Consider the following 12570-nt stretch of genomic DNA (forward strand, 5'->3'; position numbering starts at 1 on the left):
CCGTGGATTCAGGAGATACCCGTACGGGGGAGGAGCTACGCGTCGAACAGGGTTCCGGCCGTCGGGCTCAGCCCAGCTTGTGCATCCAGCCGTGCTGGTCGGCGGTGTCGCCGCGCTGGATGTCGAGGAGGGCTTCGCGCAGGCGGAGGGTGACCTCGCCGGGCCGGCCGCCCGACTGCGTCCACTCGGCGCCGGTGCGCTTGACCGTGCCGACCGGGGTGATGACCGCGGCCGTACCGCAGGCGAAGACCTCCGTCAGGGTGCCGTTCGCGGAGTCGCGCTGCCACTGGTCGACGGAGACGCGGCCCTCCTCGGGCTCGTAACCGAGGTCGCGGGCGAGGGTGAGGAGGGAGTCGCGGGTGATGCCCTCCAGGATCGAGCCCGTCAGGGTCGGGGTGACGATCCGGTTGCCGTAGACGAAGTACAGGTTCATGCCGCCGAGTTCCTCGACCCACTTGCGCTCGACCGCGTCGAGGTAGCAGACCTGGGCGCAGCCCTGCTCGGCGGCCTCGGCCTGGGCGAGGAGGGAGGCGGCGTAGTTGCCGCCGGTCTTGGCGTCGCCCACGCCGCCGGGGACGGCGCGGACGTGGTCCTCGGAGACCCAGATGGAGACGGGCTCCACGCCACCGGGGAAGTAGGCGCCGGCCGGGGAGGCGATGACGAGGAAGAGGTACTCGTTGGCGGGCCGCACGCCCAGGCCGACCTCGGTCGCGATCATGAACGGGCGCAGGTACAGGGACTCCTCGCCGCCGTGCGGCGGGATCCAGTCGCGGTCCTGCTGGACCAGCAGGTCACAGGCCTCGATGAACGTCTCGACCGGCAGCTCGGGCATGCCGATCCGGCGGGCGGAGGTCTGGAAGCGGCGGGCGTTCCTCTCGGGGCGGAAGGTGGCCACGGAGCCGTCGGCCTGCCGGTAGGCCTTGAGTCCCTCGAAGATCTCCTGCCCGTAGTGCAGGGTCATGTTCGCGGGGTCGAGGGAGAGCGGGCCGTACGGCACGAGCTGGCCGTCGTGCCAGCCGCGGCCCTCGGTCCACTTGATCGTCACCATGTGATCGGTGAAGTAGCGGCCGAACCCGGGGTTCGTCAGAATCGCGTCGCGCTCGGCGGCGGAAAGTGGCGAGGCCGAGGGCTTGAGCTCGATCGTGGGCGTCGTCATGTTGGTTGTCCTTCACCGGTTGTGTGTGACGGGCCGCGCTCACGCCCTCGACTGCCAGTGGCCAGTGTTAGGACGTCCGAGCATTCCCTCATTCCGCGGCTCCGCGTTCGATTATCGCGCGTGGTGGACCGATGGGGGCACCACCCACGCGTTTAGCAGTGGGGGAGAAACGGCGTGAATGCGACCCAGGGATGATGGTGGCACCCGGCGGGGACGTAAGAAAAGCCGCCGGGTGCGGTTGCGACCCGGCGGCTTCGAAATACTGCGAGAGTTTTTCGAGTGAAGCGGCGGGTCAGCCGGCTACTCGTACGGCGAGCGCGTCGCCGATCTCGGTGGTGCTGCGGGCGGGCTTGCCGGTGCGCTCCGCGAGGTCGGCGGAGACGGCGTCCTCGATGCGGACGGCCTCGGACTCGTAGCCGAGGTGGCGCAGCAGGAGGGCGACGGACAGGACCGTGGCGGTGGGGTCGGCCTTGCCCTGGCCCGCGATGTCGGGCGCGGAGCCGTGCACGGGCTCGAACATCGAGGGGAACTCGCCGGACGGGTTGATGTTCCCGCTCGCGGCGACGCCGATGCCGCCGGAGACGGCCGCGGCGAGGTCGGTGATGATGTCGCCGAAGAGGTTGTCGGTGACGATCACGTCGAAGCGGGCGGGGTCGGTGACGAGGTAGATCGTCGCCGCGTCCACGTGGATGTAGTCGGTGGTGACCTCGGGGAACTCGGCGGCGACCTTGTTGAAGACGTTCGTCCACAGGTGGCCCGCGAAGGTCAGCACGTTGTTCTTGTGGACCAGCGTGAGCTTCTTGCGGGGGCGGGCCTGGGCGCGGGCGAAGGCGTCACGGACGACGCGCTCGACACCGAAGGCCGTGTTGACGGAGACCTCGGTGGCGACCTCGTGCTCGGTGCCCTTGCGGATGGTGCCGCCGTTGCCGGTGTACGGGCCCTCGGTGCCCTCGCGGACCACGACGAAGTCGATCTCCGGCTCACCGGCGAGCGGGGTCGCCACTCCCGGGAGCAGCTTGCTCGGCCGCAGGTTCACGTGGTGGTCGAAGGCGAAGCGGAGCTTCAGCAGGAAGCCGCGCTCCAGCACACCGGACGGGACCGACGGGTCACCGATCGCGCCCAGCAGGATCGCGTCGTGCGGCTTCAGCGCGGCCAGGTCGTCCTCGGTGAGGGTCTCACCGGTGGCGTGGTAGCGCCGGGCGCCGAAGTCGAACTCCTTGGTCTCCAGCTTCACGTCCTGCGGAAGGACGGCGGAGAGGACTTTGAGACCTTCGGCCACGACTTCCTGACCGATGCCGTCACCGGGGATCACTGCGAGATCGATGCTGCGAGACATGCCGGACACCGTACTCCGCGTCCCATGGGATGACACGGGGTGTCCGCGATACGGACAGCGCGGAGTGGCGGGCGTGAGCCGTTCGACGTACGTTCACCCTTACGCATAGCCCCCGTTGACGTTCACTGGGAACTTCATCGACATGACTGCGCTTATCGGGGGGACACCCCCCGAACCCCCCGTACCCGACTGCGGCATCCCGGAGCGCCTCGCGACCCGGATGAGCATGGCCGAGCAGTACGAGTACCTGCGCACCAAGCTGTCCCGGCGCCGCGCGCTGGTGTCGGCGGGTGCGGTGGCGGGCGGGCTGCTGACGGGGTGTGCCGGCAAGAGCACCGCCGACGGCAAGGCGGCGCTCCCCTCCCCCGCCACGTCGAAGGTGCCCGGCGCCGTCGTCACCCCCTTCGGCCGCCATCTCGCCTTCGGCGCCGATCCGAAGACGGCGATGCGGATCTCCTGGCAGGTGCCGTTCGCGGTCAGGAAGCCGTACGTCCGCGTCGGCACGAAGCCGGACGACCTGAGCCGCCGGATCACCGCCGAGGTCCGTGACCTGCACACCCCGGGCGTGACCGGCGTCCGCCCGGCCGTCGAGCAGTACTACGTCCACGCGGCCCTGGACGGCCTGAGCCCCGGCACGACGTACTACTACGGCGTCGGCCACGAGGGCTTCGACCCGGCGACGCCGGCCCACCGCTCGACGATCGGCTCGTTCCGTACGGCGCCGGGGAACCCGGAGAGGTTCGCGTTCACGGCCTTCGGCGACCAGGGCGTGAGCAACGCGGCCGTCGCCAACGACCATGTCCTGCTGGGCCAGAACCCCGCCTTCCACCTGCACGCCGGTGACATCTGCTACGCGGACACCAACGGCCTGGGCAGGACGACGGACGGCTACGACCCGACGTACTGGAACCTGTTCCTCAAGCAGAACGAGCCGGTCTCCCGCACCGTCCCGTGGATGGTGACGACCGGCAACCACGACATGGAGGCCTGGTACTCCCCCGACGGCTACGGCGGCCAGCTCGCCCGCTGGTCCCTCCCGGAGAACGGCTTCGACCCGACGCACGCGCCGGGCGTGTACTCCTTCGTCTACGGCAACGTCGGCGTCGTGGCGCTCGACGCGAACGACGTGTCGTACGAGATCACCGCCAACCTCGGCTACACGGACGGGAAGCAGACGAAATGGCTGGACGGCAGGCTGCGTGAGCTGAGGGCGACCAAGGGGGTGGACTTCGTCGTGGTCTTCTTCCACCACTGCGCCTACTCGACCTCCGCGCACGCCTCGGACGGTGGGGTGCGGGCCGAGTGGCTGCCGCTGTTCGCGAAGCACCAGGTGGACCTCGTGATCAACGGGCACAACCACGTGTACGAGCGGACCGACGCGATCAAGAACGGCGCGGTCGGCAGGGCGGTACCGATCGGCGCGTCGACCGATCCGACGCGGGACGGGATCGTGTACGTCACGGCGGGCGGCGGCGGGCGGGATCTGTACGGCTTCCCGGCGGGCGTCAAGGAGAGCTACGAGGGGCATGTCACCCGGCACGGGCAGGTCGACACCGTCCAGTGGGCGAAGGGCCAGCACACCGAGGCGGAGACGGTGGAGTGGTCGCGGGTGCGCTACCGGGGCTTCTCCCTCCTCTCGGTCGAGGCGGAGAGCGGTAGCACGCCCAGGCTCAAGGTGTCGGCGCTGGACCAGAACGGCACGCGCATCGACCACTTCGAGGTGCGGCGCGGTCGGTGAGACCGCGCCGCACCCCGTGCGGGCGCGGCTCCCGGTAAGTGGTGACTGCTGGCAGTCAGGTGGCTCAGTGGCCGGTCTCGCCGCCGTTGTCCCGGCGGTCGAGGGCGCGCTGGAGGGCTGCGGCGGCGTTCTTGCGCTCGGACTCGCTCGTGCGGGACACGTGGCGAACTCGGCGGTGGGCGGTCGTCTCGGCCATGGAGAATCGACTCCTTCGATACATCCTGGAGTGCGGAAGGTGTGTGCGAGACGCCGGAGGGGGCGGGGAGCGACGGACCGCAGGGGTTGCCTGCACGGTGTCCGGCTCACGACCGCCATTCGCTTGGTCGAGCGAGACGTTCGGCTTCTACAAAGCTAGGACAGGACCGCGCATCTGTCTCCACAATTACTCGGACTTCCTACTATCTGAGACGGTGAAACGAGTCACGTGGCGCTGACCTGCGGTTTCGCAATATGAGCCGTCTGATCTGTCCGAGCTGTCAGAGCACATCCCCGTCGCGCCAGTCGAAGAGCAGTTCCTGCCCGTGGTCCAGCGGTCCCGCGAGCGCGGGGCGGACGTACGTGCTGTCCTCCTCCTCGGGCAGGTGGACGATGCCGTCCGGGCCGAGCGCGGAGATCTTGCCGCCCCACAGCCGCCAGCCGCGCGCGGTGTAGAGGCGGGCGCCGTCGTCGCTGGCGCCGAGCAGCCCGACGTCGTAGGCGTGATCGACGATCCGTTCCAGCTCGGCCATGACCCGCCCGCCGTAGCCCTTGCGCCGGGCGTCGGGCCGTACGCCGACCCCTTCCACGTACCCGACCCGCAGCCAGCGCCCGCGATACCGCACCCGGCGCATGACGACCGAGCCGTGCGCGACGAGCCCGGTGTCGTCGGCGAGCAGGGCGTGGAGGCCGCCGAGGCCGTGCTCCCAGTCCTGGTCGGTGAGGTCGCCGCCGAAGGCGGCGTCCAGGAGTTCGCGGGCGGCGCGGAGTTCGGCCGGGGTGAGGTCGGCCGTGTGGGCGGTGCGCATACGGATGGTCACGGAGTGAGTATCAGGGAAGAGGGCTCACAGCGCTGCCGTCATCACCGCATCGCGAAATCCGTACGGATCCTCGACCCACGGAAGATGCCCGGCCGCCGCCAGGGTCACCCGGCGCACGCGGGGCAGCGCCCGCACGAGCGAGTCGACGGCCGACCGGGGCCGGATGTCCCGTTCCCCGTCCACGACGACCACGGGCAGGTCCAGCGCCTGACAGGCGGCGTACAGGGCGGGGGTGCCCGAGGTCTGCCTCGCCTCGGCGTTCAGGGCTTTGTTGCAGGGGGAGTTGATGGGAAACCAGGGGGCCCTGTACTCGGCGTGCTGGATCGCCCGTTCCAGATCACCGTCAGCCAACTCCCACCAGGGGATGGGAGGTTCGGGGTACCACCAGCCCCAGACGCCCGACGAAGTCCCTCCTGAAGGGGCTGGACTTGTCGAACACCGGCACGCTCCGCAAAAGCCAACGCACAGGTCAAGGCCAGCTGCAATGCCCCAGGGACACTCGGCTCAACCAGCCACGCCAACTTGAAGTGCCGTCGTACGGCGCCGAGATCGGCTACGAACCGGTCGACGGTCCACGACCCCGCACACGGCTCGAAGTGCCCGCACTGATTCCAACGAGCCACCACGGCACGGTCGTTGAGCATCCCGGCCACGTCCTCGAACATGCCCCACTGCCCGGGCCCACCCTCTGCGCAACCCCAGAGGCTCAACCTGTCCAGCTGTCTGGAGAAACACAAGGGGCCGGACAACCGCCCGGCCCCTCACGTCACCTGACTGTGCGTCAGCCCATGTGCGGGTACGTGTAGTCCGTCGGCGCGACCAGGGTCTCCTTGATGGCGCGGGTCAGGGTCCAGCGCATCAGGTTCTGCGGGGCGCCGGCCTTGTCGTTGGTGCCGGAGGAGCGACCGCCGCCGAAGGGCTGCTGGCCGACGACCGCGCCGGTCGACTTGTCGTTGATGTAGAAGTTGCCGGCCGCGTAGCGGAGCCGCTCCATCGTGTACGCCGCCGCCGCACGGTCGTTGGAGATGACCGAGCCGGTGAGGGCGTAGTCCGAGACCGACTCCATCTGGGTCAGCATCTCGTCGTAGTTCTCGTCCTCGTAGACGTGCACGGCGAGGAACGGGCCGAAGTACTCAGTGGTGAATACCTCGTTGGCCGGGTCGCTGCACTCGACGACGGTCGGGCGGACGAAGTAGCCGACCGAGTCGTCGTAGGAGCCGCCCGCGACGATCGTGCAGGTCGGGTCCGCCTTCGCGCGGTCGATGGCCGCCTTGTTCTTGGCGAAGGAGCGCTCGTCGATGACCGCGCCGACGAAGTTCGACAGGTCGGTGACGTCACCCATGGTCAGGTAGTCGACCTCGGCCGCGAAGTCCTCCTTGAAACCGGAGTTCCAGATCGACGCCGGGATGTACGCCCGGGAGGTCGCGGAGCACTTCTGGCCCTGGTACTCGAAGGAGCCCCGGGTCAACGCCGTCTTGAGCACCGCACGGTCCGCGCTCGGGTGGGCGACGACGAAGTCCTTGCCGCCGGTCTCGCCGACCAGACGCGGGTACGAGCGGTACTTCTCGATGTTGTTGCCGACCGTCTTCCACAGGTACTGGAAGGTCTTGGTCGACCCGGTGAAGTGGATGGCAGCCAGGTCGCGGTGCTCAAGGGCGACCTTCGACACCTCGATGCCGTCACCGGTGACGAGGTTGATGACACCCTTCGGGAGACCCGCCTCCTCCAGCAACTGCATCAGCAGCACGGCGGAATGGGTCTGCGTCGGCGACGGCTTCCAGACCACGACGTTGCCCATGAGAGCCGGAGCCGTCGGCAAGTTACCTGCGATCGCAGTGAAGTTGAACGGCGTGATCGCGTAGACGAAGCCTTCGAGCGGGCGGTGGTCGAGCCGGTTCCAGACGCCCGGGGAGTTGGCCGGGGGCTGCTCGGCGAGCAGGTCGCGGGCGTACTTGACGTTGAAGCGCCAGAAGTCGACGAGCTCGCAGGGACAGTCGATCTCGGCCTGCTGGGCGGTCTTCGACTGGCCGAGCATGGTGGAGGCGGCGAGGGTCTCGCGCCAAGGGCCGGAGAGCAGCTCGGCGGCGCGCAGGATGATCGCGGCACGGTCGTCGAAGGCCATCGCACGCCAGGCGGGCGCGGCGGCGAGGGCCGCGTCGATCGCGTCCTGGGCATCGCCCTGGGTGGCGTTGGCGTAAGTGCCCAGCCGCGCCTTGTGGTTGTGCGGCTGTACGACGTCGACGCGCTCGCCGCCGCCCATCCGCCGCTCGCCGCCGATGGTCATCGGCAGGTCGATCGGGTTCTCGGCCAGCTCCTTGAGCTTGACCTCAAGACGGGCACGCTCGGGAGAGCCGGGCGCGTAGCCGTGCACCGGCTCGTTGACGGGGGTGGGGACCTGGGTCACGGCGTCCATGACATACCTCTTCCGAGTGAATCCACGGCTTCAGCCTGGGGCCGCTGAAGCGGTTGCGTATGGTGAGCGGCGGTCAGGGCTTGACCGTCGCGAGTTCGCTCCGGCGAGTTCGCGAGAAGCCCCTTCGGGGGCGGAGTCACGAGATCCGTAACTCCTTTCCACGGGTCTGGGTCCGGCTCAGCCGGCCGCAAGGCGTCGCCTGTCGGCCCCCGAAGATTTCTCGGGGGCCGACAGGCGACGCTCGCCCAGTGCATCAGCCTCTGCTGACCATCGAGCGCATGAAAAACCGCAGGTTGGCCGGCTTCTCCGCCAAGCGGCGCATGAAGTAGCCGTACCAGTCCGTGCCGTAGGCCGTGTAGACGCGCATCCGGTGGCCTTCGGCGGCGAGCCGCAGGTGCTCGTCGCTCCTGATGCCGTACAGCATCTGGAACTCGTACTCGTCGAGCTTGCGGCCTGCCCGCCGGGCGAGTTCCTGGCCGATGGAGATGAGGCGCGGGTCGTGGGAGCCGATCATCGGGTACCCCTCGCCCTCCATCAGGATGCGCAGGATCCGGACGTACGCCTTGTCGATCTCGTGCTTCTGCTGGTACGCGACCTCGGCGGGCTCCTTGTAGGCGCCCTTCACGAGCCGGACGCGGCTGCCGGCCTCGGCGAGGCGGCGGGCGTCGGCCTCGGTGCGGAAGAGGTAGGCCTGGATGACGCAGCCGGTCTGTGGGAAGTCCTGCCGCAGCTCCTCGTGGATCGCGAACATCGAGTCGAGGGTGGTGTGGTCCTCGGCGTCGAGCGTGACGGTCGTCCCGATGGCGGCGGCGGCCTCGACGACGGGCCGGACGTTCGCGAGGGCCAGCTCATGCCCGCCGTCCAGCGCCTGCCCGAACATGGACAGCTTGATCGACATCTCGGCCCGGGTGCCCAGCTCCAACTCCTTGAGGCGGTCGACGAGTTGGAGATACGCGTCGCGGGCGGCGGCGGCCTGCTCGGGGGTGGTGATGTCCTCGCCGACGACGTCCATCGTCAGCTCCAGACCCTTGGCGGTGAGGTCCTGGATGATCGGCACGATCTCGTCCACGGTCTCGCCGGGGATGAAGCGGTCGACGACCTGCTTGGTCACCGGCGCCGCCGAGATCAGCCGACGCATCTGATCGCTGCGCGAGGCGGCGAGAATCACGGGACCCAGCACGGGGTACCTCCAAGCAGTCGGACATACGGGGAACCACCGTGAAACCTAGGGTTGTCTCCGATCGTCGACCATCGACAGCTGTCACGCATCCGTGCCGCAGATCTCAGACAGATGTATGAAGGCGGCCGAGAATCGGCGCGGGAATGCGCGAGAATGCCCGAGTGACATCCGATTCCAGAGGCGAATACCAGGAGCTGGTGGACGAGATCTCGGAACTTCTCGGCGCCCCGGCGACCCTGGAGAACCGCGACTTCGAGCTGATCGCCTTCGGGGCCTACGACGGTGAGGGCGACCTGGACCCGTCGGCCCTGGACCCGGTCCGCACGCGCTCGATCCTGACCCGGCGCTCCACGGCGGCGATCCGCACCTGGTTCGAGGGCTTCGGCATCACCCGGGCGACAGGGCCGGTCCGGATTCCGCCGACCCCGGAGGCCGGGGTCTATCGCGGCCGTATCTGCCTGCCCGTACGCCATCGGGGTGTCGTCCTCGGCTACGTCTGGCTCCTGGACGACGATCCCGGGCCCACCGCCCCGCAGCTGGACGCGGCCATGGAGGTGACGGCCCGTATCGGCGCGCTGCTCGCGGACGAGGCGCAGGCGGGAGCCGACCTCACGCGCGAATTGCGGGCGGTCCTCACCGCCGAGCGCGGCTGGCAGCGGGACATGGCGGTGGCGGCGCTGCGTACGGCCCTGGGCCCGCGTGGCGAGGGCCCGCACACGGTGGTCTGCGTGGCCCCCTGGCCGTCGACCGCCAATCCGGACGAGGCCCCGTCCGCCCGTACGGTGCCGCACGCGACGGCGCTGTGCACGGTGCCGTGGGGGGCGGAGGGGCAGCAGTGCCTGGCGGTGCTGGTACGGCTGCGGTCGACGGACGCGGGGAGTTCGGCGGAGGCAGCGGCGGCCCGCCTGCTGAAGGACGGCCCGCCCGGCGCCCACCGCGCAGCGGGCATCGGCCGACCCTGCGCCGGTCTCGCCGACCTCGGCACCACCTGGCAGGAGGCCACGGCGGCGGCCCGGGCGGCTCTCGCGGAACCCCGTTTCGCCCCGGTGGCCGACTGGTCCCGTATCGGCCCGTACCGCCTCCTGACCGCCCTCCCCCCGGAGACCGCCCACGACCCGGCGGTCGCTCCTCTCCTCTCCCCCGCCCACCACGAACTGGCCCGCACCGCCGAGGTGTACCTCGACCGTGCGGGCCAAGCGGGGCGTACGGCAGCCGAGTTGGGGATTCATCGGCAGACGCTGTACTACCGGCTGTCGCGGGTGGAGCAGTTGACGGGCCTGGACCTGGACGACGGCGAGGACCGGCTGCTGCTCCACATGGCGCTGAAGTCGGCTCGCCTGTAAGGGAGTTCGGGGTCCGCTGCCCGATGGGTCAGCAGGTTCGCCCGACGTAGTGGGCGCCCTGGATGCGGTGGGCGGAGCCCAGCCAGGTCGTGCCGGGCCGGACGCACGCCTCGTGGTCGCGTGCCCGGGCGACCCGGACCTTGATGACGACATGCGAGCCGTCGGTGGTGCAGTGGCGGTAGTAGGCGTCGGTACTGGTCTTGTAGAAGCCGCACGGGCCGGCGGACGCGGGGCCGGCGGCGGCCACCGCACTGAGAGAGGTGAGCACGAGCGCTGCGGCACCGAGGGCGCTGGTCACGACACGACGAACTCGCAAAGGAAACTCCTTGGTCGGCGATCGGGCGGGTAGTCGAATACCGGCCCTACGATCGCCGCGCCGATCGGTGCGGTCGGTCGAACTCCGCACCGCGTCACCCGGTGAATCGATTTGTCGCTACACCGATCGGGTGGCATCTGCCCCCGGGTAGGTTGGGCGCAGAAGTGTGACACTTTCCGGCGAAGTGTCACACTTCCACGAAGAGGGGCTTCACGGGCGGGTGTCGGCAGGACTCTAGTGTCGGTGTCATGACGACCGGCCCGACCCCCGCACTCCTCACCCGCCCCCTCCTCCTCCGCTTCATCAGCATGGTCGGTGCCAGTCTCAGCTTCTTCCTGCTGCTCTCGGTCGTACCGGCGTATGCGGCCGAGCGGGGCGGCGGGGGCGCGGCGGGTCTGGCGACCGGTTCGCTGATGCTCGCGACGGTTCTCGGGGAGTTGGTGACGCCGCGGCTCGTCGGCCGCTTCGGCTATCGACTGACCCTGATCGCAGGGCTGTTCCTGCTCGGCGCCCCGGCGCTGGTGCTGACCGTGTCCGGGCACGTCGCCTGGATCGTCGCGGTCTGCTTCGTGCGCGGGCTCGGTTTCGCGCTGACGATCGTCGCGGGCGGCGCCCTCACCGCGTCGCTGATCCCGGACGAACGCCGGGGCGAGGGGCTCGCGTTGGTGGGTGTGGTGTCCGGTGTTCCGTCGCTGGTCGCGCTACCGCTGGGGCTGTGGCTCGCCGGGCGCGCGGGCTACGGCCCGGTGGCCGTGGCCGGTGGCCTCGCCGCGCTGGCCGCGATCGTCTTCGTCCTCGGACTGCCGGATCGAGCGGACCAGGCGGACCGCTCCGAGCGACCGCTGGGCGTCGTACGGGGACTGCGAACAGGCGCTCTGCTCCGGCCGGTTGTGGTCTTCGCAGCCACCGCGACCGCCGCCGGCATCCTCGTCACCTTCCTGCCGCTGGCCGTCCCGTCCGCGTCCGCCGGAGTCGTCGCGGCGGCCCTGTTCGTACAGACCGCGACCTCGACCCTGACCCGCTGGCTCGCAGGCCGCCACGGCGACCGCCACGGCAGCGCCCGCCTCGTCCTCCCCGGCCTGCTTCTGTCGGCGGCGGGCGTCCTGGTCATCGCCCCAACTACCAACCCAATAGCGGTCATCACGGGCACCGCCCTGTTCGGCGCGGGCTTCGGCATCACCCAGAACGCCACGCTGACCCTGATGTACACCCGCGTCTCCGCCAACTCCTACGGCACGGTCAGCGCCCTGTGGAACCTGGCCTACGACGGCGGAATGGGCGTCGGCGCGGCAGGCTTCGGCATCACGGCCGGCCTGACCGGCTACCCCTGGGCCTTCGCGCTGACCGCGCTGCTCATGCTGGTCGCGGTGGCACCGGCGCTGCGGGACCGGCGGATCACCGCGCCTTCCGCGCACCCTCCAGCACCTGCCGCAGACCCTCGGTGAGTTGCTCGGCGTCCGGCGCGGTCTTCGGGTCGAAGGTCCACTGCATGATGAGCCCGGACATCACGATCATGTAGAACGCGCCGAGGGTGTCGGCCGTCTCGTCCGACACCTCCTCCTCCGGCACTCCCATGAGCAGCGAGACCAGCCCTCGGCCGCCCTCGCGCTGCGCGAGCGACAACTGATCGCGGGCCTCCGGGAGTTGGTCGCCCATCGCCATGATCTCCCCGCTGAGCCGCCACATCGAGCCCGGCTCACGGAGCGAGGCGACGACGTTCGACCACACCTCCCTGAACCGCTCCAGCGAGCCCGGCGCCCCTTCGAGCCGCTCCCCCCACTCGAAGGACATGCCGTCCACCAGCGAGACGTACGCCTGCGCGAGCAGCGCGTCCTTCGAGCCGTAGTGATAGCCGATGGACGCGAGGTTCGTCCCCGACTCCTTGACGATGTCGCGCGCCGTCGTGCGCGCGAACCCCTTCTCCAGCAGGCAGCGCTTCGCGCCTTCGAGCAGATCCTCACGGTGTCCCATGCGCACCAGCCTACCGCCGATCCATACACCCGTCCTAGACGCACGAATTAGACGAGCGATTTATACGTGCGTCATAGACAAGCGTTTAAGACGCGCGTACA

At 69.6% G+C, this 12570-nt stretch carries 12 protein-coding genes; 3 read left to right on the forward strand and 9 right to left on the reverse strand.

Annotation, left to right across the window (positions count from 1 at the left end; all coding sequences use genetic code 11):
• Positions 1 to 67 precede the first annotated feature (67 nt).
• Together AB0I69_RS19560 and AB0I69_RS19565 are read right to left on the reverse strand one after the other, a co-directional pair.
• The gene (locus tag AB0I69_RS19560) at positions 68 to 1156 is read right to left on the reverse strand and encodes a branched-chain amino acid aminotransferase (RefSeq protein ID WP_363096875.1); all 1089 of its coding nucleotides are present in this window, start codon (positions 1154 to 1156) and stop codon (positions 68 to 70) included.
• A gap of 292 nt (positions 1157 to 1448) precedes the next feature.
• Positions 1449 to 2492, reverse strand: coding sequence for a 3-isopropylmalate dehydrogenase (locus tag AB0I69_RS19565; protein ID WP_363096876.1), 1044 nt, complete (start codon positions 2490 to 2492; stop codon positions 1449 to 1451).
• 142 nt (positions 2493 to 2634) lie between these two features.
• Here AB0I69_RS19565 and AB0I69_RS19570 point away from each other — a divergent pair, with 142 nt between their 5' ends.
• Positions 2635 to 4230 carry a metallophosphoesterase family protein gene (locus tag AB0I69_RS19570; protein WP_363096877.1) on the forward strand — a complete coding sequence of 532 codons (1596 nt, stop codon included), beginning with the start codon at positions 2635 to 2637 and terminating at the stop codon, positions 4228 to 4230.
• A 64-nt stretch (positions 4231 to 4294) separates the two neighbouring features.
• On the opposite strand, the gene AB0I69_RS19575 is transcribed toward AB0I69_RS19570, so the two are convergent.
• The 5 genes from AB0I69_RS19575 to AB0I69_RS19595 form a co-directional block, all read right to left on the reverse strand.
• A complete protein-coding gene (locus AB0I69_RS19575; protein ID WP_363096878.1) occupies positions 4295 to 4426 on the reverse strand; it encodes a hypothetical protein in 132 nt (43 codons plus the stop codon).
• Between the two features lie 280 nt (positions 4427 to 4706).
• On the reverse strand, positions 4707 to 5246 hold the full coding sequence (locus AB0I69_RS19580; RefSeq protein ID WP_363096879.1) for a GNAT family N-acetyltransferase: 540 nt from the start codon (positions 5244 to 5246) through the stop codon (positions 4707 to 4709).
• Positions 5247 to 5270: 24 nt separating this feature from the next.
• Positions 5271 to 5597, reverse strand: coding sequence for a hypothetical protein (locus tag AB0I69_RS19585; protein WP_363096880.1), 327 nt, complete (start codon positions 5595 to 5597; stop codon positions 5271 to 5273).
• 430 nt (positions 5598 to 6027) lie between these two features.
• On the reverse strand, positions 6028 to 7659 hold the full coding sequence (gene pruA, locus AB0I69_RS19590) for an L-glutamate gamma-semialdehyde dehydrogenase (RefSeq protein WP_363096881.1): 1632 nt from the start codon (positions 7657 to 7659) through the stop codon (positions 6028 to 6030).
• Positions 7660 to 7912: 253 nt separating this feature from the next.
• Positions 7913 to 8839: a proline dehydrogenase family protein gene (locus tag AB0I69_RS19595; protein ID WP_363096882.1), complete on the reverse strand. Its 927-nt coding sequence runs from the start codon at positions 8837 to 8839 to the stop codon at positions 7913 to 7915.
• Positions 8840 to 8982: 143 nt separating this feature from the next.
• Between AB0I69_RS19595 and AB0I69_RS19600 the strand changes: the two genes are divergently transcribed.
• Positions 8983 to 10182 carry a helix-turn-helix domain-containing protein gene (locus AB0I69_RS19600; protein ID WP_363096883.1) on the forward strand — a complete coding sequence of 400 codons (1200 nt, stop codon included), beginning with the start codon at positions 8983 to 8985 and terminating at the stop codon, positions 10180 to 10182.
• A 28-nt stretch (positions 10183 to 10210) separates the two neighbouring features.
• On the opposite strand, the gene AB0I69_RS19605 is transcribed toward AB0I69_RS19600, so the two are convergent.
• Positions 10211 to 10498, reverse strand: coding sequence for a DUF6355 family natural product biosynthesis protein (locus tag AB0I69_RS19605; RefSeq protein ID WP_363096884.1), 288 nt, complete (start codon positions 10496 to 10498; stop codon positions 10211 to 10213).
• A 248-nt stretch (positions 10499 to 10746) separates the two neighbouring features.
• On the opposite strand from AB0I69_RS19605, the gene AB0I69_RS19610 reads away from it, so the two are divergent.
• Positions 10747 to 11943, forward strand: coding sequence for an MFS transporter (locus AB0I69_RS19610; protein ID WP_363096885.1), 1197 nt, complete (start codon positions 10747 to 10749; stop codon positions 11941 to 11943).
• On the opposite strand, the gene AB0I69_RS19615 is transcribed toward AB0I69_RS19610, so the two are convergent.
• A complete protein-coding gene (locus AB0I69_RS19615; protein ID WP_363096886.1) occupies positions 11894 to 12469 on the reverse strand; it encodes a TetR/AcrR family transcriptional regulator in 576 nt (191 codons plus the stop codon). The two genes, AB0I69_RS19610 and AB0I69_RS19615, sit on opposite strands and share 50 nt — an antisense overlap.
• Positions 12470 to 12570 lie beyond the last annotated feature (101 nt).

It is taken from the genome of Streptomyces sp. NPDC050508, from assembly GCF_040655155.1.
Taxonomy (GTDB): domain Bacteria; phylum Actinomycetota; class Actinomycetes; order Streptomycetales; family Streptomycetaceae; genus Streptomyces.